Raw genomic sequence first — 19,533 nt, 5'->3', positions numbered from 1 at the left:
TTAAACGCCCTCGAATACCTTAATTGTTTCTCCTGGAGCGAGACGAACAATTGCCTTTTTCCAGTCGGCAGTTTTTCCAGGTTTTCCACGAACCCTTTTAACTTTACCGAGAACATTTACAGTAGTAATTTTTACAACTGTAACATTGAAGAGTTTCGATACTGCTTCTTTTATCTGTGTTTTGTTAGCATCTGGGGCTACTTTGAAAGTATATTTGCCCTGTTCGCGCAAAGCAGTTGCTTTTTCAGACAGTACTGGCTCAATAAGAATATCAGTCATTATTTAGCCTCCCCTTCTTTATAGAATTCTGAAAGATTCTTAGCTGCCGATTCGAGCAAGATAACCTTTCTTCCGTAGAAGAGGTCATGTGCACGAAGACGGTTGAAAGACAAGAAGTAAACATTGTGGAGGTTACGTCCAGCCTGTTTAATTTTTGCATCATCATCTTTAAGAATAACGACTGTGCGTTCATCCTTAGCAAAATTGTTAAGAACTTTCAACAAGTCTTTTGTTTTTCCGCTTTCAACAGTGAAATCTTCTACAACAGTAAGTCTGTCGCTCTGAGCCTGTAAGCTCAAAATTGATTTCATAGCAAGGCGTTTAACCTTTTTAGGGAGTTCAAAACCAAAATCACGTGGTTTTGGGCCAAAGATTGTACCGCCGCCAACATTGATTGGAGATTTTTTATCACCACGACGAGCGTGACCTGTTCCCTTCTGTTTGTATGGTTTAGCATTTGATCCGTGTACTTCAGAACGAGTTTTTGTACAAGCTGTTCCAACACGTTTGTTTGCTAATTCGTTATTGATGGCATAGTAAATAACATCTTCATTAACTGGAAGTCCGAAAATGCTATCATCAAGCGTAATTGTGCGCAGTTCTTTACCATCGGTTGAAAAAACTTTCTTATCCATTTCTCATTTCCTCCGGATTACTTCTTTACTGCAGACTTGATGATAAGAGTGCAATCCTTAACTCCAGGAACAGCACCACGTACCATAATAACTTTAAGCTCAGGGTCGATTTTTACAATCTTAAGATTCTGAACTGTTACACGCTCAAAACCCATGCGTCCTGGCATTTTTACATTTTTAAGGCTGTGTCCAGGTGTTGTACAATTTCCCGTACCACCTGCTTCGCGATGGAACTTAGAGCCGTGAGTTGCACGTCCGCCATGGAAGCCCCAGCGTTTCATAACGCCCTGGAATCCTTTACCTTTTGAAGTTGCTGTAACATCGAGATAAGATGTTGATTCAAACAACTCAAGTCCAATTTGATCGCCTACTTTAACTTCCTGTTCGAATTCTCTGAATTCTTTCAAATGACGTTTTGGCGATACATTTTCTGGAAACTGACCTTTGTATGCTTTGCTGATCTTTGATTCTTTTATATCTTCAAGACCGAGAACAACAGCATCATAGCCATTTGCTTCCTTTGTTTTTGTAGCAACAACTGTATTCGGTTCTACATGGATCACGGTTACTGGTGTCAGTTCGCCGTTGCTGTCGAATACCTGTGTCATTCCTACTTTTTTTGCAATCAGACCTTTCATTCTGATATTTCTCCTATAGAAGAAAGCAAACTTTCTTCTCTGTCGGCCGCCATCCCTGATCCAAGGGACCGTTACCGTTTTTCAATAAGACTTAACTGCGACGCAGCCTAGCTCTTACTGTTTAATTTCTACATCTACACCTGCAGGCAATTCAAGTTTCATCAAAGAATCCATTACATCAGATGTTGGATTTAAGATATCAATAAGACGTTTGTGAGTTCTCATTTCAAACTGTTCACGCGACTTTTTGTTTACATGCGGTGAACGAAGAACTGTTACCTTATTGATTCTTGTTGGAAGTGGGATAGGACCAGAAACCTTTGCTCCTGCCTTCTGCACTGTCTGCACGATTGATTTTGCGCTCTGATCGATAAGTTCAACATCAAAAGCACGAAGTCTAACACGAATTTTTCCGTTAGCCATTTATTCACTCCAATGATTAAGCACAGTGACTAAAAGTCGCTGTGCTTTCAATCACTAATTTTACTATTCGATGATTTTTGTAACCTGTCCAGAAGCGATTGTGCGACCGCCTTCACGGATAGCGAGTTTAAGACCTTCATCCATAGCGATTGGGTGAATAAGTTCGCCGATAATTTTTACGTTATCACCTGGTTTTACCATATCTGTGCCTGGTTCAAGTTCTACAGTACCTGTAATATCTGTTGTGCGGAAGTAGAACTGCGGGCGGTATCCAGAGAAGAATGGTGAGTGACGTCCACCTTCTTCCTTAGAAAGAACGTAAATCTGTGCCTCAAACTTTGTATGTGGGTGGATTGAGCCTGGAGCTGCAAGAACCTGTCCACGTACAACATCTTTCTTTTCAACACCACGAAGAAGAATACCTACGTTATCACCAGCCTGACCCTGATCAAGAGTTTTCTGGAACATTTCGATACCTGTTACAGTTGAAGACTGTGTCGGGCGAATACCTACGATTTCTACTGGGTCGTTCATATTAACAACACCACGTTCGATACGTCCAGTAACTACTGTACCACGTCCAGAGATTGTGAAGATGTCTTCAATTGGCATAAGGAATGGCTTCTGATCATCGCGAACTGGATCATCGAACCAGCTGTCCATTGCGGCAAGAAGTTCCTCGATACATTTTGTGTTTTCTGGATTATCAGACTCGTTCAAAGCTTTGAAAGCAGAACCTTTGATAATTGGTGTATCCGCAGAGAATCCGTATTTCTGGATTGTGTCTTTTACGTCTTCTTCTACGAGCATCAGCATTTCTTCATCGCCATCGAGCTGGTCAACTTTGTTGAGGAATACGATAATCTTTGGTACACCTACCTGACGAGCAAGAAGAAGGTGTTCTTTTGTCTGAGCCATAACACCGTCAGTAGCAGCAATTACGAGAATTGCGCCGTCCATCTGAGCAGCACCAGTAATCATGTTTTTTACATAGTCAGCGTGTCCTGGACAGTCGATATGAGCGTAGTGGCGCTTGTCTGACTGATACTCAAGGTGACGTGTATTGATTGTAATACCACGCTCTTTTTCCTCTGGAGCATTGTCGATTTCATCGTACTTCAAAAGCTTATCACCGTATTTTTTTGCACAATAAGTAGTGATAGCCGCAGAAAGTGTTGTCTTACCATGGTCTACGTGACCAATAGTACCAACGTTCATGTGAGGTTTAGTTCTAACGAACTTCTCCTTTGCCATGTTTTTCTCCTTTGCCGAATTATCTTTCTTTTATCCGGCTTAAAAAAGATGATTTATGTGATGCACTTTAAGCCAGAATGGAACCATTTTCGTACAGAAAACAGCACATTCGCATACACACTATTTTATTTTTATCTGATTTATGAAAAGTTGTTACAAAAAAGCAATTCTCCATATTTTCGAAGAATTTTTCCGACACCACCTGTCATCATCAGATTAAAATCCAAATAATTAAGTCTGGCGTTCAGAATTACCGACAAACAAAGGATTGTCTGCCTCAGAAAAACCGCTAGACTTTGCTTCTAGGGCTACCCAGCCTGAAAATTGCATAGCAATTAACTTTACGGCTTAAGTCAGACTTAATAAAAAAATTGAAGTCTGTCTGAAAAATTCAAAGAACCCTTAATCTAAATATATCTATTCAGACTGTTTTATATTTATATATTTTTTTATAAATAATTTCAATACTTAAAAGTAAAATAATTTGATATTTTGCATAAAATTAAGAAAAAAAAAGCAGAGTTTCATCATGGAAAACTTTAGCTTAACAAAACAACATGCCATTTTTTTCGTGGCAGAGATTGCAGGGGCGGCGAAGCCGTTCCGAAGGAATGACAACCCCGAAAAGCTCGATTTTTGCACAGCAAAAAGCCACCCAAATAAAAAAAAGACCTGCCAGATTTTACAGACAGGCCTTTATCAAGAATAATACTACCAGCGATAGTGAGCAAATGCTTTGTTTGCTTCTGCCATCTTGTGCACATCTTCCTTCTTTTTATATGCAGAACCAGTATTGTTGAATGCATCAAAAAGTTCTGAAGCCAAAGTTTCTGCCATTCCGTGACCGCTTCTGCTGCGAGCTGCGCCAATAATCCAGCGCATAGCCAAAGCTTCGCGACGAGAATCTCTGATTTCCATCGGAACCTGATAAGTTGCACCACCAACACGGCGAGACTTTACTTCTACCAATGGTTTTACATTTTCAAGAGCTTTCATGAATACTTCAAGAGGATCCTGATTTGTTTTTGCCTTAAGTTTGTCCATTGCTTCATAGACGATTTTTGTACAAGTCTGTTTTTTTCCATCCAACATCATGCGTGAAACAAATTTTGTTACAACAGGGCTGTTGTATTTTGCGTCTGGCATAATAGGACGATTTACTGATTTCTTATGTCTTCCCATAGTAATTCTCCTTTAAATATTATGCCTTAGGTCTCTTAGCACCGTACTTAGAACGACCGCGTTTGCGTCCTTCTACACCAAGAGTATCTTTTGTACCGCGGATAATGTGGTAGCGTACACCCGGAAGATCCTTTACACGGCCACCACGGATAAGAACAACTGAGTGTTCCTGCAAATTATGTCCAATACCTGGAATATATGCAGTAACTTCAATTCCATTTGACAAACGAACACGAGCTACCTTGCGGAGAGCTGAGTTTGGTTTTTTTGGTGTAACAGTCATTACACGAGTGCAAACGCCACGTTTCTGTGGACAAGACTCAAGTGCGGGAGCTTTAGTCTGGTTTGCAAGTGCCTGTCTACCCTTACGAATCAATTGATTAATTGTAGGCATCGCCTAATCTCCTATTTGTATGCCGGTCAGCACCCCGGTCAAAATAACAAACAAAACTACACTTTAAAAGTATAGGGTATTCAATCATACCGAATTTTTTAACTATCGGTCAACTGAATTTTATCAAAATCCAGCAAATTTATTCAAAAAAAATTCACTGGATTTTGATGATGACTAGTCTTCTTCAGAAGCACTGTCATTGATAGGAGGATACGCAGCTTCTTTTTCGCGTTCCTGTTCAAGACGACGGCGTTCCAAAACTTCTTCCATCTGAACATCAAGGTCGTTATCAGAACCATCAAACAGTTTTATGTTCCTGTAATCTTTAATACCAGTTCCAGCAGGAATCCTGTGGCCTATAATTACATTTTCTTTCAAACCGCGGAGATGGTCTTCTTCGCCTTTTATTGCAGCGTTCGTAAGAACACGGGTTGTTTCCTGGAACGAACATGCAGATACAAAAGAGTCTGTTGCAAGAGCAGCCTTTGTAATACCTTGGAACATTGGACGTGCAACTGCCGGCTGACCGCCCTCTGCAATGATACGCCTATTCTCTTCGCGGAAGTGGTATTTATCAACCTGCTGCCCATAAATAAATTTTGTATCTCCAACAGACACAATTTCAACCTTGCGAAGCATCTGACGAACAATTACACCAATATGTTTGTCGGCAATTGTTACACCCTGTGCAGAGTATACGCCCTGAATTTCATTCATAAGGTAATCCATCAGCGCATTTTCACCGAGAATCGCAAGAATATCATGAGCACTTGCCGCACCGTCACAAAGCTGCTCACCTGCAACTACCTGATCTCCATCACGAACAAACAGACGGCGTGTCATTGGAACAACATGTTCAAACTGTTTTCCGTATTCATCTTCTACAACAATAACACGTTTACCTTTAGTAATTCCCTTGAACTTAACAGTTCCAGAAATCTGTGCGAGAACGCAAGGAATTTTTGGTTTTCTTGCTTCGAACAATTCTGATACACGAGGAAGACCACCAGTAATATCGTTTGTTTTTGCAGCGGCAACCGGCATGCTTGCAAGAGTTTTACCTGCTTCAATCTGCTGCTTGTCTTCTACACGAAGAACAGCGCCCGCTGGCAAGTAATATGAACCAAGCTCATTTCCAACTTCGTCTGTAATAAGAATACGAGGCTGCTTTACATCCAAGTGCAAATCACTGATACGGCGCTCTGTTTTTCCTGAGTTTACATCGACAATTTCTTCAAGTGTCTGACCGAGAATTACATCGTCAAAGTGAATATATCCGCTTACTTCAGCAATAATTGGTTCAGAGAATGGGTCGAATGTACCGATAACATCGCCACTCTTAACGATGTCACCTTCTTTTACCATAATTGTTGAACCGTTGCTAATTTCAACTTTCTGTTCATTACTTGCAAGATAAACTACACCGTCTTTAATAATGATGTGTCCGTTTTCTTTAGCAGTAATATTTCCAGATTTCTTTTCAACAAGAACTGTTCCCTTAAGAACGCGTGCTTCATCTTCAACAACAACCTTATCTCCCGACTCAACATTGAGAGTGTCGATAAGACGGGTCGCCATCATGCTGCCTTTACGAGTAAACAACCAATGTCCGTCGTCTGTAACAACATGAGTTCCGGCAACTGTTCCGATAAGAACATCGTAAGGAAGAACAATCTTGTTGTCTTCTGTTTCCTTAGAGGCTGTGCCACCAACATGGAATGTACGCATTGTAAGCTGTGTACCTGGCTGACCGATTGACTGAGCAGCGATAACACCGACAGCTTCACCGATTTCAACAAGTTTGTTACGGGCAAGATTTTTGCCATAACATTTTACACATACGCCATGTTCAGCTTCACAAGTAAGAACAGTTCTGAGCTTTACTTTTTCGACACCAGCATCTTCGATTTTCTTAGCAAGTTCATCTGTAATATATTCATTTGATTCGCAAAGAACTTCTCCAGTTACAGGATGAATTACACGCTCAATAGAGAAATGACCTGCAATTCTCTTTGAAAGCGGAGTAAGAATTTCGTCTCCATTTTTGATTGCAGAATATTCAATACCGTTGATTGTTCCGCAGTCTTCAAGATTAACAACAACATCCTGAGCAACATCAACAAGACGACGGGTCATGTAACCGGCATCGGCTGTCTTAAGCGCAGTATCTGTAAGACCTTTGCGGGCACCATTTGAAGAAATAAAGTATTCAATAACCGAAAGACCTTCGCGGAAGTTTGATTTTACAGGCAATTCAATGATGTCGCCGTTAGGTTTAGCCATCAAGCCACGCATTGCAGCCAGCTGAGAAATCTGTTTTTTAGAACCGCGGGCACCGGAATCAGCCATCATATAGATTGTGTTGAATCCGTTCTTGTCTTTCTGAAGCTTGTCGTACATGATTTCTGTCAATTTTTCGTTTGTACGAGCCCAAATATCAGTTACTTTATTGTAGCGTTCATCTGCTGTAATTACACCGCGAGAATACTGGCCAACAATTTCTTCAACCTGTTTATTTGCTTCGTCAACCATCGGTTTCTTTTCTTCTGGAATAAGAATATCTTCCATAGAAAGAGTTGCACCAAAGAATGTTGCGTTGTGATAACCGCATGCCTTTACGGCATCAAGCATCTGAATTGTAAGCCATGCGCCCTTCGTGTGATAAACTTTTTCAATCATCTTGCGAAGATCTTTGTCGCCCATGCGCTGGTTTACAAATCCTACACCGTCAGGCATTTCCGCGTTAAAACGAATACGTCCTGCTGTAGTTGTGATTAAATCACCCTGTTTAAAGTCGCCGTTAAACGAATCTATCGGTGCTGGCACCTTAATTTCGGCATTCCATTCGATATATCCGTCTTCTGCAGCCATTGTAACTTCATCATCATTTGAGAAGCGTTTTCCTGTTCCCTTTGCATTTGGTTTTACTGAAGTCATATAGTAAATACCAAGAACCATATCCTGCGATGGATAAACAATTGTATTTCCGTTTGCAGGGTCAAGAAGGTTGCGCGCAGAAAGCATCAAAGTCCAACATTCCATCTGAGCAGCCTGTGTAAGAGGAACGTGAATAGCCATCTGGTCTCCGTCGAAGTCGGCGTTAAAAGCCTTACATGCGAGAGGATGAAGCTTGAGTGCCTTTCCTTCAACAAGGACAGGTTCAAATGCCTGAATACCAAGACGGTGCAAAGTAGGAGCACGGTTAAGCATTACAGGATGTTCGCGTACTACTTCATCAAGAATCGCATATACTTCAGGAGCTTCCTGTTCAACAAGAGTTTTTGCTTTTTTGATGTTGAGAACAATGTCCTTATCAACAAGTTTCTTCATTATAAATGGCTTGAACAATTCAAGAGCCATTTTTGTCGGAAGACCGCACTGCCAAAGCTTAAGTTCCGGACCAACAACGATTACCGAACGGCCAGAGTAGTCTACGCGCTTACCAAGAAGGTTCTGACGGAAACGTCCCTGTTTACCTTTAAGCATATCGCTGATTGATTTGAGAGGTCTGTTTGAAGCGCCTTTTACAACCCGCTTGCGTTTTGAATTGTCAAACAAAGCATCAACTGCTTCCTGAAGCATACGTTTTTCGTTGCGGATGATAATATCCGGAGCCGAAAGCTGCATAAGTCTTTTAAGACGGTTATTGCGGTTGATTACACGGCGATAAAGATCGTTCAAGTCTGATGTTGCAAAACGTCCGCCATCAAGCTGAACCATAGGACGAAGATCAGGCGGAATTACTGGAATAACGTCCAAAATCATCCAAGAAGCTTTGTTTCCTGAAGAACGGAAATCTTCAACAATCTGAATGCGTTTGAGAAGGCGCTTGTCTGTTTTTGTTCCCTTTTCGCGCATTTTTTCGCGGAGCTCAGCAGCAAGCTCATCAAGATTAAGGTTTTCGAGCATTGTTTTAATTGCTTCTGCGCCCATTCCCGCTGTGAATTCCTGTCCATAGCGCTCAACATCTTCGTTGTATTCATCTTCCGAAAGAAGCTGACCTTTCTTGAGCTCTGTGTCGCCCGGATCAATTACAATATATTTTTCGTAATAAAGAACCGAACGAAGCTGGGCAACCTGCATATTAAGCAAAAGTCCCATGCGGCTTGGAACAGAGCGATAGTACCAAATATGGCTTACCGGCGCAGCAAGCTCAATATGGCCAGTGCGTTCACGGCGAACCTTAAAGTGAGTAACTTCAACACCGCAACGGTCGCAGATTACGCCCTTGTAGCGAATTGACTTAAATTTTCCGCAGTAACATTCCCATTCCTTTGTAGTTCCGAAAATGCGTTCACAGAAAAGTCCGTCTTTCTCTGGTCTGAGAGTACGATAATTGATTGTTTCCGGCTTTTTTACTTCACCATAAGACCAGCTGCGGATATCGTCCGGGCTGGCGAGCTTTATTTTTATTGAATCAAAATCTTGAATATCACGCATCTTCATTCTCCTTTTCGAAACCAGAACTTGCCTTGTCAATCAGTTCCTGGTCGCGTTCGGTAAGGGCAATTCTCTTTCCCTTTGCGTCATAAATTTTAAAGTCCAAAGCAAGACCGCGAAGTTCCTGTACCATTACGTTAAATGATTCTGGAACACCAGCTGCTGCCGTCGGGTCACCTTTTACGATTGATTCGTAAACTTTTGAACGTCCATTCATATCGTCAGACTTAATCGTCATCATTTCCTGCAATGTGTTTGCAGCGCCATAAGCCTCAAGCGCCCAAACTTCCATTTCTCCAAGACGCTGACCACCAAACTGAGCTTTACCACCAAGTGGCTGCTGAGTAACAAGTGAATAAGGTCCTGTTGAACGAGCGTGCATTTTGTCATCAACAAGGTGATGCAGTTTTAGGAAGTAGATTACACCAACAAAAATCGGATTTACAAATGGTTCACCAGTGCGTCCATCGCGAACAATCTGTTTACAATCCGGACTAAGTCCTGCTTCGATAAGTTTTTCAGCAATTTGTTCCTGAGAAGGAGTCTGGAAAGCTGGAGATTCAAAATACTGATTGAGGTAGCGGCCTACAATTCCAAGCTCAGATTCCATAATCTGACCAATGTTCATACGTGAAGGTACACCAAGCGGATTAAGACAAACATCAAGCGGAGTTCCGTCTGCCAAGTACGGCATGTCTTCTTCTGGAAGAATACGTGCAACAACACCTTTGTTTCCGTGACGTCCGGCCATTTTGTCGCCTTCGCGAAGTTTACGTTTATTTGCAATAAGAACTTTTACAACTTCATCAACGCCAGGGTTCAAATCATCGCCTTCAGTTCTCTTCATACGCTGAACATCGATAATTACGCCTTCAATTCCATGTGGAACGCGCAATGAAGAATCGCGAACTTCTTTTGCCTTTTCACCGAAGATTGAGTTCAAAAGCTTGAATTCAGGAGTTGTTTCTGTTTCTGATTTTGGAGTAACTTTTCCAACAAGAATGTCGCCTGAACGAACTTTTGCACCAATGCGAATAATTCCTTCTGCGTCCAAATTGTTAAGCATTTTTTCAGATGTATTTGGAACATCGCGGGTAATTTTTTCTGGACCAAGTTTAGTTTCGCGGATTTCTGTCTGGAATTCTTTGATATGAATAGAAGTATACATATCTTCTTTTACTACGCGGCGACTGATAAGTACAGCGTCTTCGTAGTTGTAACCATTCCATGGAACGAATCCAACAAGGAGGTTGCGGCCGAGAGAAAGTTCTCCGTTGAAAGTTGCCGGACCGTCAGCAAGAACATCGCCTTTTTTAACTTTTTCGCCAACTTCAACAGTAGGACGCTGATGGTTACAAGTATCGTTGTTAGTTCTTTGATATTTAAGAAGAGGATATTCATCAATTTTATCAGAACCGTCAACCTTAACTTTAATAAGGTCGCTTTCTACCCAAACAACTTCGCCATCGTGTTTTGCCTTAATAAGAACACCAGAATCGTAAGCAGCTTTTGCTTCCATACCAGTTCCAACAAACGGCGGCTCCGGGAATAAAAGTGGAACGCCCTGACGCTGCATGTTACAACCCATCAAAGCACGGTTGGCGTCATCGTGTTCAAGGAATGGAACAAGAGATGCAGAAACCGAAATAACCTGACGTGGAGAAACGTCCATGTACTGAATGTCTTTTACGTTGCGAGTTGTATAATCGCCAACGTGACGGCAAGAAACCATTTCTGTCGGGAAAGAACCGTCAGCCTTCATGCCTTCAGCAACCTGACCGATGTAGTATCTGTCTTCGTCCATTGCCGAAAGATATTCAACTTTGTCAGTTGCTTTTCCGTCAACGACTTTGCGGTATGGTGTTTCAAGAAATCCGTATTCGTTCACACGGGTAAAGATAGCAAGAGAAACAATCAAACCGATGTTTGGGCCTTCAGGAGTTTCAATCGGGCACATGCGTCCATAGTGAGTGTAATGTACATCGCGAACTTCAAATCCGGCACGGTCACGGGAAAGACCGCCAGGACCAAGAGCATTAAGACGACGTTTGTGAGTAAGCTCAGAAAGAGGGTTAATCTGATCCATGAACTGAGACAGCTGAGAAGAACCAAAGAATTCCTTGATTGCAGCCACAATCGGTTTAATCGAAATCAAATCCTGAGGCTTCATTGTTTCAGTTTCTTTTAAGCTCATGCGTTCTTTTGCAATTCTCTCCATGCGGGCAAATGCTGTTTTGAGAGAATTTGTCATAAGTTCACCTACAGAGCGAATACGACGGTTGCCAAGATGGTCAATATCATCGAGAACTTCGTTTCCAATGTAAACTTTTACAAGATGCTTCATCGTATTGATGATGTCGCTCTTTACAAGAGTATGAGTTTCAACAGGTTCTGAATAAATGTCGAATTTTTTATTCAACTTATAGCGGCCAACGCGTCCAAGGTCATAATGACGAATGTTGAAGAACATGCCTTCAAGTTCGTTCTTTGCAGCTTCGGCAGCCATTGGTTCGCCTGGTTTTAAAATAGAGAACACCGCTGTAAGAGCATCTTCAAGAGTTGGTTCTTCGTCAGAAGCGCCTTCTTTTGTGTACTTCATATCTTCGCGTTCAAAACAGTTGATAATCATTCTGCTGTCAAGCGAAGGATTGTGCTCATCTTTGTTGCCTTTCTTTTTACGTGCATCAAAAAGAATGATTGTGATTTCTTTTACATTCTGAGAAATAAGATCGTCAACTTCGTGCATGTGAAGAGTTGAACCTGCGCGAAGAAGAATTTTTTCTTCTCCATCTTCATTTTTAATTTTTACGGCACGTGCGAGAACTTTGTCTACGAGCTCTTCTTTTTTTGCAGCGTCAACAGCTACTGTTTCTGTTTCGTAGAACTGGTCAATGATTTCTTCGCGAGTTGAAAAACCAAGTGCGCGGAGGAAAATTGTTCCCAAGATTTTCTTTTTGCGGTCAATTTTTGCATAAATCAAATCTTTTTTCTGGTCAATTTCAAATTCAAGCCAAGAACCACGGTAAGGAATAATGCGAGATGAATAAACGCCTTTTTCGTGATTAAAAATTACACCTGGCGAACGGTGGATCTGAGAAACTACAACGCGTTCAGCGCCATTTACGATAAAAGTACCGCGGTCTGTCATGAGCGGAATATCGCCCATATATATATCTTTCTGAAGAATTGCGCCTGTATCCTTAAAATTAAGGTTGATTCTTGCCTTTAATGGAACAGAATAAGTCAATCCTTTCTGTTTACACTGAAGTTCTGTAAACTTAATATTTTCTTCTTCGAGTTTGTAAAATTCATATTCCAGCGACATATTGCCGTCTGGACTTTCGATTGGGAAAGTTGAATCAAATACTTCCTGAAGACCTTTGTTTTCAAGAGGCTCATTGTTATCCAGCTTTTCTTTCTGCAGGAAACTTTCGTAAGATGAAAGCTGAATGTCGATAAGGTTCGGAATTTCCATAAAGTTTTGGATATTTTTTCCGAAGTACTGACGATTGATGGTTCTGCTTTTGGCGAACATCTAGTTCTCCTATGAGGGACTTTACTTATTAAAATTGCTACATATCAAAAAATCCGTATGACATACTGAAATTAAAGATACAGCACAAAATTAAAAAGCTATATGCCGGGTCTACGGCAAAAAACATCATCTGGCGATGATGCTAATATCATATTTTTGGACTTTCTAAAATCCACTTTAGACACTAAAAGCTTACATTTAGAAGCCAACATTTTATTAACTCTAAACGTAAGCATTTAATGTGAATGTCGTTTATGCGACTTTTTTTAAGTAATCCGGTTTAACCGAAACTGACTTATTTTTTAGAAGCTTTACCACCAGCTTCTTCCATTTTCTTGATGAGTTCATCAGCTTCAGCCTTAGAAACACCTTCTTTAAGTGTTTTTGGTGCGCCTTCAACCAAAGTTTTAGCTTCACCAAGACCGAGTCCGAGAGCTTCTTTAACTGCTTTGATAACTGCAATCTTTTTAGCTGCATCGAAGCCTTCGAGAGTTACTGTGAATTCTGTCTGTTCTTCTTCTGCTGCCGCTCCACCAGCTGCTGGACCTGCTGCTACTGCAACTGCTGCTGTAACACCAAATTTTTCTTCCATTGCTTTAACGAGTTCTGAAGCTTCGAGAACTGTCATGTTTGCGATTGCGTCAAGGATCTGATCCTGTGTGATTGCTGCCATATTATCTTCTCCTAAATAGGCATGTTAAATCATTTTGATTTAACTCAGGTTTAATTGCGGGCGGAACAAACTGAACCGTTATTCCGCAATTTTATATTTTTGCAAGGACAGTCGACAGCTATGAAGCCTGACCTTGCTTCACAAGAATTGCAAAGTGCTTACTCAGCTTTTGCTTCTTCTGCCGGAGCTGCTCCACCTTCCTGTGATTTTTTATCAACATAAGCCTGCAAAGTAGCAGCGAGTTTCTGAACTGGGCCATTGATTGCAGACATGAGCATTGCGATAAGCTGTTTCTTTCCAGGAACCTTAGAATAAGCTTCCATTTTAGCCTGATCGTAAATTTCATTGCCAATATATCCGCCCTTGATTACAAGAGCAGGAGCGTCTTTTGCAAAATCATAAAGAACTTTTGCAGCTTCGTTACTGTCTTCTTTTGCCATTACAACGGCTGTTGGGCCTGTAAGATAGTCAGAAACGTTGTCGATTTTCATTTCTTCAAAAGCAACGCGAGCGAAGTTATTCTTTACAACCTTCATTGGAGCTTCGTGTTCACGAAGTTTGTCACGAAGTGCCGAAATCTGTTCTACTGTAAGACCACGATATTCTGTAAAGATGAAGTCATTATAATCAGCAAAAACTTTTTTTGTTTCTTCGATAGCTGCTGTTTTAGCAGGCTGGAGTTTTTTAGCAAGAATAGCCATAGATTATGCCTCCTCCTTAACATCTACCCAAACACCAGGACCCATTGAAGAGCTTACTGATACTGAGCGTACAAAGTCAGCCTTTGCATCAGCCGGCTTTTTGCGGTCAAGTTCTGAAAGAAGAGTTGTTACGTTTTCTGCAACTTTATCTGCATCCATAGAAACTTTTCCTACAGCAATGTGAATTACGCCTTCTTTGTCTGCGCGGAATTCTGTACGACCTTTTTTAAGTTCGCTGATTGCATGAACGAGGTCATTTGTAACAGTTCCTGTTTTTGGGTTAGGCATAAGTCCTTTTCGTCCGAGAACCATACCAAGACGACCAACATCTTTCATCATATCTGGTGTAGCAACTGCAACATCAAAATCAAGCCAACCGCTCTTTACCTTGTCGATATATTCAGCAGCACCTGCGTAAGTTGCACCTGCGTCAAGAGCTTCTTTTGCGCGTTCTTCTGGACAGAATACAAGAACTTTCTTTTCTGCAGTAAACTGATTTGGGAAAACCAATGTATCACGTACAGTCTGGCTTTTTCCAAGACGAAGAGCCACATGGAGTTCAACAGTTTCATCGAATTTTACAAAGTGGATGTCTTTTACAACTTTGCAAGCTTCAGCAACTGCATAGTGTTTCTGTGGATCATACTTTTTAAGAGCTTCAGAATATTTCTTTCCGTGTTTCATTATTCAGCCTCCACTTCAACACCCATACTGCGTGCAGTACCGGCAATAATTTTTTTTGCAGCTTCAATGTCGTTTGCATTGATGTCTGGCATTTTCTGTGTTGCAATTTCAGTAAGCTGAGCTTGTGTAAGTTTGCCTACTTTGTCACGAAGAGGGTTTCCTGAACCTTTTGAAAGACCGAGCGCTTTCTTAATAAGAACAGCAGCTGGTGGAGTTTTCAAGATAAATGTAAATGATCTATCCTGATAAACGGTAATGATTACAGGGATAATAAGTCCCTTTTCCATTGACTTTGTTCTGTCATTGAACTGCTGAACGAATACTGGCGCAGAAACACCGTGAGGTCCGAGTGCAGGTCCAATTGGCGGGGCCGGAGTAGCCGATCCTGCTGGACACTGTAATTTAATGACAGCTGTAACCTTTTTTGTAGCCATTTTTTATAGCTCCCTTAATTGGTGTCGGACTTGGATTCAAAAAAAAAGAGTCCAGTCACTAGCGAAATACCTCTGTCCAACGGACTTGTATTTCTTCCAAATATAGGAAAAGCCCTATTAAAGAACAGGGCTGATTCTATGCGATTCTAGATAAGTTTTTCAACTTGAAGAAGATCAACTTCAACTGGTGTTGCACGTCCAAAGATTTGAACCATAACACGAAGCTTGCCTTTTGCAGGATCGATTTCTTCAACCGAGCCGCTAAATGTTGCAAACGGTCCTTCGGTGATTTTCACCTGATCGCCAATTGCATAATTCTGTTTAATCTTAACATTTTTCTCGCCCTTAATTTCACCGGCTTTAAGAAGAAGAGACTTTGCTTCTTCGGCAGAAATAGGACGAGGTCTTTCAGAAGGATTAGTTCCTACAAAACCTGTAACTCCCTGAATATGACGAATTTTTCCACAAAGGTCTTTCCAGCCAAAATCTGGCAAATCCATCTCCAGCATAATATATCCTGGAAGAATCATATTTTTTCTGCTGTGTCTTTTTCCGTCTTTAATTTCTACAACTTCTTCTTCCGGAACTTTTACATCTGTAATAATATTTGAATCAAGTTCTCCTGCTTCAAGCATCTGATTAACAGTACGAAGAATTTTCTTTTCATAACCAGTATAAGTATGAACTATGTACCAATTTTTAGACATAAACCAAAATCCTCTTTTATGCGGCAGGAAAAAGGAAACTCATTCCAGCAGAGAACAGAAGATCAAATGCACCAAGAATTACGGCAATAATAATTGAAGAAATAACAACAACTTTTACAGATGAAATTACATCATCTTTTGTTGGCCAAACTACCTTTTTAAGTTCAGCACCACATTCTTTGATAAAATCAACTGCTTTTGCCATAATTTTCCTCTATAAAAAAAATTAATTTTAATAACAGGCCGGGCAAGACTCGAACTCGCGACACTCGGTTTTGGAGACCGATGCTCTACCAACTGAACTACCGACCTAAAATATATTAAGCCGTCTAAAAAAAAGACAGCCTTATATAAAATTTAAAAGCTTATTTTGCTTTTGTTTCTTTGTGCAATACTTCTTTGCGACAGAAAGGACAATACTTATTCTTTTCAAGTTTGCCTGTAATATTTTTGCGATTCTTAGTTGTTGTGTAATTCTTGCGTTTGCAGTCTGTACACTGAAGGGCAATAATATCAATCGAAGTCTTTTTCTTGCTACCCATTTTTATATTCTCCTAAAAAGATTTTCAAAAAAAATGCTTATTAAGCGTTAGCTTCTAGCTCTCGAGCGGAATCGGACCGCTGACCTCATCGTTACCAACGATGTGCTCTGCCTACTGAGCTACAAGAGCAGGTCAACAATGACGTGTTATAGAAGTGTATAGAACATACAATTTTTCGTCAAGAGCAAAATAATTCATTTCTAAAAAATATAGTATTTTCTTGAATTTTATGCTAGTTTTCTAACGTAATATTTTTTTTAGGGGAAGCCCAATGGATATGCACAAACTGGTTGACAAGATTCTAGAATCGTACGAAGAAGTCGGCGGAATAAACGGCGAAGGAATAAACAGTTTTCCAAACAGAGAAAACGTTGTTTCTGTAATAAACGAATTACAATGCCTTGTCTTCCCAGGCTACAGAACCGCAGAAGACATTGACCGTCACAATTTACGCTACGTAACTGGCGAGCGCGTCAACAAAATCGTAAATATGCTTACAAAAGAAATTCAAAAAGCCCTAGTTTACGAAAGAACAGTCCGCAACGAAAGTATTTCCGCAGAAGACCTCGAAAAATCCGGATATTACGAAAAAGCAGAAAAAACATCTCTTGGCTTAATAGAAGCGTTGCCAGACATTCGCCGCCTTATCCACCTTGATGTAATCGCGCTTTTTGAAGGCGACCCTGCGGCAAAAAGCGATGAAGAGGTAATAGTTTCATATCCAGGACTTGAAGCCATCGTTGTCTACAGACTCGCCCACTACATTCACAAATGCGGAGTTCCTGTAATTCCAAGAATTATGAGCGAATATATTCACGGAAAAACAGGAATTGACATCCACCCTGGAGCAGAAATTGGCGAAAGTTTTTTTATTGACCACGGAACAGGAATTGTAATTGGCGAAACTACCGTTATTGGAAAAAATGTAAAAATCTACCAAGGCGTAACACTTGGCGCCCTTAGCGTAAAGAAAAATTACCAGAACAAAAAACGGCATCCAACAATTGAAGACAATGTAACAATTTACGCGAATGCAACAATCCTCGGCGGAGAAACAATAATCGGAAAAGGCGCTGTAATCGGCGGAAACACCTGGATTATAAAATCCGTACCAGCCGGAACCATAGTAAATCAGTAAAATTTAATTTTTTTGCGGTAACTCTAAAAAAAGCTTAATTACCGCAAAAACAAAAGAAAATCATTTAAAACAAAAAAAACAGGATCCGCCGAAGACAACGTTTTCAGCGAACCCTGCCGTCCAGCAAGCTGGACATCGGAGAGAGTTTATCAGCTTTTTTACAAGCTGAGATAAATATAATTCGTAATAAAAAATATGTCTAGTACTTTTATAAAAAAAATTGTCGATTTTAATAAAATTTTGATATTTTTAAGTAAAAATTCGATAGAATAAAAAACATGGCAAAGAAAAAATCAATCACTATCTATAAATGCTCGGAATGCGGCTACACACAGCCGACTTGGCTTGGCCGCTGCCCGGAATGCGGTTCATGGAATACTTTGGAAGAATGTATTTCCGACCCAAACTCAACAGCAGCCGCTTTTGGAAAGAACGCAACAGAAAAAATCAAGCCTGTTCCTCTAGCAAATGTAACTGCTCAAGAAAACGCACGCATTTCGACAGAAATTGGCGAATTTGACCGTGTTCTAGGCGGCGGAGCAATGAAACGCAGCGCAATTTTAATTGGCGGAGAACCGGGGATTGGAAAATCTACGCTTATGATTCAAACAGCGGCGGCAATTGCAAAAAAATACGGCAAAGTTCTTTATGTTTCTGGAGAAGAAAGCGCGGGCCAGTTAAAAGGCCGTGCAGACAGATTGAATCTGGACGCAAAAGGAATTGAAATTTTATGCACAATGAGGCTAGAAGATATAAAAGATGCTCTTTCTGCCATAAATCCTCTTTTTGTAGTAATAGATTCGATTCAGACGGTTTATTCGGTTGAAGCAGGAATTGTTCCAGGAACAATAAATCAGCTTAAATTCTGCGCAAATGAACTTACAGGCTGGGTAAAAAGCCGCGACAGCGTTTTGATAATGTCGGCACATGTTACAAAAGAAGGAAATATCGCCGGTCCAAAAAGCCTTGAGCACATGGTCGATACAGTAATTTCGTTTGAAAGAAATGACGACGAGGTAAGGTTTTTGCGCGCACAGAAAAACCGTTTTGGCTCTGTTGACGAGCTTGGAATTTTTGCAATGACAGACAAAGGACTTGAAGGAGTTGGAGATCCAAGCACAATGTTCATTACAAAACGCTCTGGAAAAATGCCGGCAGGAATTGCAAACACTGCGGTTTTTGAAGGAAGCAGGGCTTTTATCGTAGAAATTCAGGCATTGACAGTTCCGGCAAAATCTTCGATAAGCAGAGTTTATTCCGACAAGATTGATTCTGCGAGAGTTGCACGGGTTGCGGCAGTATTGGAAAAACGCACCGGCATACGATTCAGCGACCAGGATTTATACATAAACGTTGCAGGCGGAGTGCGCCTTACGGAAAGTTCTATTGACGCGGCTTTGGCAGCAAGCCTTTATTCTGCAAGAACAGACCTTTCAATTCCAGAAAACACTGTGATTACCGGAGAACTCTCTCTTGCAGGAGAAATAAGGCCTGTTGCAAGGCTGAAGCAGCGGATTAAAACAGCCGGAGACTTGGGCTTTACGAGCGTGCTTGCCCCGGAAAAAGACAACGGAAGCACAAAAATTGAAAGCATTAAAGAAATGGTAAAAATTTTGTTTGCAAAGTAAGGCGAAAAACTAAAAAATTAGCCCGGGGTGAAGTGGCGCGCAAAGCGCGTTGCGAAGCGAAGCGGCGCAATGCAACCACGCAACACAGGTTTTGTTTTGGAATGGAACGCTGACGAAAAAAAATGCTTTTGAAACAGAAAGATGCGCTCCTGTTTATTTTTTAAAAAGACCTTTTGCGAATTCTGCAATTACAACGGCAAAATTTGCGCCTGCGGCAAAAGTTCCGATTGAAGAACCGAGCGATGA

The 19,533-nt window shown here is 40.9% G+C and carries 19 protein-coding genes and 2 tRNA genes; 3 read left to right on the top strand and 18 right to left on the bottom strand.

All coding sequences use genetic code 11. The features are described 5' to 3' along the window. From B4N75_RS04095 to tuf, 5 genes are all read right to left on the bottom strand, one after another. Positions 1-279, bottom strand: a complete 279-nt coding sequence (locus tag B4N75_RS04095) for a 50S ribosomal protein L23 (protein ID WP_078931306.1) — start codon at positions 277-279, stop codon at positions 1-3. Continuing rightward, positions 279-914, bottom strand: coding sequence for a 50S ribosomal protein L4 (rplD, locus tag B4N75_RS04090; RefSeq protein WP_288516173.1), 636 nt, complete (start codon positions 912-914; stop codon positions 279-281). Before rplD ends, B4N75_RS04095 begins: the two co-directional genes overlap by 1 nt. Positions 915-931: 17 nt before the next feature. Beyond that, the gene (gene rplC / locus B4N75_RS04085) at positions 932-1,552 is read right to left on the bottom strand and encodes a 50S ribosomal protein L3 (RefSeq protein ID WP_296017894.1); all 621 of its coding nucleotides are present in this window, start codon (positions 1,550-1,552) and stop codon (positions 932-934) included. Between the two features lie 114 nt (positions 1,553-1,666). Then, a complete protein-coding gene (gene rpsJ, locus B4N75_RS04080) occupies positions 1,667-1,975 on the bottom strand; it encodes a 30S ribosomal protein S10 (RefSeq protein WP_078931303.1) in 309 nt (102 codons plus the stop codon). A 63-nt stretch (positions 1,976-2,038) separates the two neighbouring features. Further along, positions 2,039-3,229, bottom strand: coding sequence for an elongation factor Tu (gene tuf / locus B4N75_RS04075; protein WP_296017886.1), 1,191 nt, complete (start codon positions 3,227-3,229; stop codon positions 2,039-2,041). A 529-nt stretch (positions 3,230-3,758) separates the two neighbouring features. Between tuf and B4N75_RS04070 the strand changes: the two genes are divergently transcribed. Beyond that, complete coding sequence (locus B4N75_RS04070) at positions 3,759-3,938, top strand: hypothetical protein (RefSeq protein ID WP_296667953.1); 180 nt, start codon at positions 3,759-3,761, stop codon at positions 3,936-3,938. Between the two features lie 2 nt (positions 3,939-3,940). Here B4N75_RS04070 and rpsG read toward each other — a convergent pair whose 3' ends face one another. From rpsG to B4N75_RS04005, 13 genes are all read right to left on the bottom strand, one after another. Continuing rightward, positions 3,941-4,411, bottom strand: coding sequence for a 30S ribosomal protein S7 (rpsG, locus tag B4N75_RS04065; protein WP_296017874.1), 471 nt, complete (start codon positions 4,409-4,411; stop codon positions 3,941-3,943). Positions 4,412-4,430: 19 nt separating this feature from the next. After that, positions 4,431-4,805 carry a 30S ribosomal protein S12 gene (gene rpsL / locus B4N75_RS04060; protein ID WP_296017867.1) on the bottom strand — a complete coding sequence of 125 codons (375 nt, stop codon included), beginning with the start codon at positions 4,803-4,805 and terminating at the stop codon, positions 4,431-4,433. Positions 4,806-4,979: 174 nt separating this feature from the next. Then, positions 4,980-9,245: a DNA-directed RNA polymerase subunit beta' gene (gene rpoC / locus B4N75_RS04055; RefSeq protein WP_296667955.1), complete on the bottom strand. Its 4,266-nt coding sequence runs from the start codon at positions 9,243-9,245 to the stop codon at positions 4,980-4,982. Continuing rightward, complete coding sequence (rpoB, locus tag B4N75_RS04050) at positions 9,238-12,780, bottom strand: DNA-directed RNA polymerase subunit beta (RefSeq protein WP_296017861.1); 3,543 nt, start codon at positions 12,778-12,780, stop codon at positions 9,238-9,240. Before rpoB ends, rpoC begins: the two co-directional genes overlap by 8 nt. 295 nt (positions 12,781-13,075) lie before the next feature. Next, the gene (gene rplL, locus B4N75_RS04045) at positions 13,076-13,453 is read right to left on the bottom strand and encodes a 50S ribosomal protein L7/L12 (protein WP_078931296.1); all 378 of its coding nucleotides are present in this window, start codon (positions 13,451-13,453) and stop codon (positions 13,076-13,078) included. A 158-nt stretch (positions 13,454-13,611) separates the two neighbouring features. After that, positions 13,612-14,154, bottom strand: a complete 543-nt coding sequence (gene rplJ / locus B4N75_RS04040) for a 50S ribosomal protein L10 (protein WP_296017852.1) — start codon at positions 14,152-14,154, stop codon at positions 13,612-13,614. A gap of 3 nt (positions 14,155-14,157) precedes the next feature. Continuing rightward, positions 14,158-14,838 (bottom strand): 50S ribosomal protein L1, encoded by a 681-nt coding sequence (gene rplA / locus B4N75_RS04035; RefSeq protein ID WP_296017845.1) that lies wholly within the window; start codon positions 14,836-14,838, stop codon positions 14,158-14,160. Further along, positions 14,838-15,272, bottom strand: a complete 435-nt coding sequence (gene rplK / locus B4N75_RS04030) for a 50S ribosomal protein L11 (RefSeq protein WP_178844148.1) — start codon at positions 15,270-15,272, stop codon at positions 14,838-14,840. The genes rplA and rplK overlap by 1 nt, the downstream gene beginning before the upstream one ends. A 146-nt stretch (positions 15,273-15,418) precedes the next feature. Then, on the bottom strand, positions 15,419-15,979 hold the full coding sequence (nusG, locus tag B4N75_RS04025) for a transcription termination/antitermination protein NusG (protein WP_296706641.1): 561 nt from the start codon (positions 15,977-15,979) through the stop codon (positions 15,419-15,421). A 16-nt stretch (positions 15,980-15,995) separates the two neighbouring features. Next, entirely contained in the window at positions 15,996-16,184 is a 189-nt protein-coding gene (secE, locus tag B4N75_RS04020; RefSeq protein WP_296017833.1) for a preprotein translocase subunit SecE, read from the bottom strand. Positions 16,185-16,218: 34 nt separating this feature from the next. Further along, positions 16,219-16,291, bottom strand: a tRNA-Trp gene (locus B4N75_RS04015). A gap of 53 nt (positions 16,292-16,344) precedes the next feature. Next, positions 16,345-16,521 carry a 50S ribosomal protein L33 gene (gene rpmG, locus B4N75_RS04010; RefSeq protein WP_078931290.1) on the bottom strand — a complete coding sequence of 59 codons (177 nt, stop codon included), beginning with the start codon at positions 16,519-16,521 and terminating at the stop codon, positions 16,345-16,347. A gap of 56 nt (positions 16,522-16,577) precedes the next feature. After that, positions 16,578-16,650, bottom strand: a tRNA-Thr gene (locus B4N75_RS04005). A 142-nt stretch (positions 16,651-16,792) separates the two neighbouring features. Here B4N75_RS04005 and epsC point away from each other — a divergent pair. Then, positions 16,793-17,659, top strand: coding sequence for a serine O-acetyltransferase EpsC (gene epsC, locus B4N75_RS04000; protein WP_296017825.1), 867 nt, complete (start codon positions 16,793-16,795; stop codon positions 17,657-17,659). Positions 17,660-17,937: 278 nt separating this feature from the next. Then, entirely contained in the window at positions 17,938-19,287 is a 1,350-nt protein-coding gene (radA, locus tag B4N75_RS03995) for a DNA repair protein RadA (protein ID WP_296706640.1), read from the top strand. Positions 19,288-19,533: the final 246 nt, after the last annotated feature.

Origin of the sequence: Treponema sp. UBA7570, assembly GCA_002477955.1 — a bacterium.
Taxonomy (GTDB): Bacteria; Spirochaetota; Spirochaetia; order Treponematales; family Treponemataceae; genus Treponema_D.
Note: the sequence above shows the minus strand (reverse complement) of the source record. Positions and strands in the feature narration are given on the sequence as shown.

What these genes read in the sequence shown, in the direction of transcription:
- B4N75_RS04095 (WP_078931306.1), bottom strand. Translation starts at nt 279, where the DNA reads ATGACTGATATTCTTATTGAGCCAGTACTGTCTGAAAAAGCAACTGCT.
- rplD (WP_288516173.1), bottom strand. Translation starts at nt 914, where the DNA reads ATGGATAAGAAAGTTTTTTCAACCGATGGTAAAGAACTGCGCACAATT.
- rplC (WP_296017894.1), bottom strand. Translation starts at nt 1,552, where the DNA reads ATGAAAGGTCTGATTGCAAAAAAAGTAGGAATGACACAGGTATTCGAC.
- rpsJ (WP_078931303.1), bottom strand. Translation starts at nt 1,975, where the DNA reads ATGGCTAACGGAAAAATTCGTGTTAGACTTCGTGCTTTTGATGTTGAA.
- tuf (WP_296017886.1), bottom strand. Translation starts at nt 3,229, where the DNA reads ATGGCAAAGGAGAAGTTCGTTAGAACTAAACCTCACATGAACGTTGGT.
- B4N75_RS04070 (WP_296667953.1), top strand. Translation starts at nt 3,759, where the DNA reads ATGGAAAACTTTAGCTTAACAAAACAACATGCCATTTTTTTCGTGGCA.
- rpsG (WP_296017874.1), bottom strand. Translation starts at nt 4,411, where the DNA reads ATGGGAAGACATAAGAAATCAGTAAATCGTCCTATTATGCCAGACGCA.
- rpsL (WP_296017867.1), bottom strand. Translation starts at nt 4,805, where the DNA reads ATGCCTACAATTAATCAATTGATTCGTAAGGGTAGACAGGCACTTGCA.
- rpoC (WP_296667955.1), bottom strand. Translation starts at nt 9,245, where the DNA reads ATGCGTGATATTCAAGATTTTGATTCAATAAAAATAAAGCTCGCCAGC.
- rpoB (WP_296017861.1), bottom strand. Translation starts at nt 12,780, where the DNA reads ATGTTCGCCAAAAGCAGAACCATCAATCGTCAGTACTTCGGAAAAAAT.
- rplL (WP_078931296.1), bottom strand. Translation starts at nt 13,453, where the DNA reads ATGGCAGCAATCACACAGGATCAGATCCTTGACGCAATCGCAAACATG.
- rplJ (WP_296017852.1), bottom strand. Translation starts at nt 14,154, where the DNA reads ATGGCTATTCTTGCTAAAAAACTCCAGCCTGCTAAAACAGCAGCTATC.
- rplA (WP_296017845.1), bottom strand. Translation starts at nt 14,838, where the DNA reads ATGAAACACGGAAAGAAATATTCTGAAGCTCTTAAAAAGTATGATCCA.
- rplK (WP_178844148.1), bottom strand. Translation starts at nt 15,272, where the DNA reads ATGGCTACAAAAAAGGTTACAGCTGTCATTAAATTACAGTGTCCAGCA.
- nusG (WP_296706641.1), bottom strand. Translation starts at nt 15,979, where the DNA reads ATGTCTAAAAATTGGTACATAGTTCATACTTATACTGGTTATGAAAAG.
- secE (WP_296017833.1), bottom strand. Translation starts at nt 16,184, where the DNA reads ATGGCAAAAGCAGTTGATTTTATCAAAGAATGTGGTGCTGAACTTAAA.
- rpmG (WP_078931290.1), bottom strand. Translation starts at nt 16,521, where the DNA reads ATGGGTAGCAAGAAAAAGACTTCGATTGATATTATTGCCCTTCAGTGT.
- epsC (WP_296017825.1), top strand. Translation starts at nt 16,793, where the DNA reads ATGGATATGCACAAACTGGTTGACAAGATTCTAGAATCGTACGAAGAA.
- radA (WP_296706640.1), top strand. Translation starts at nt 17,938, where the DNA reads ATGGCAAAGAAAAAATCAATCACTATCTATAAATGCTCGGAATGCGGC.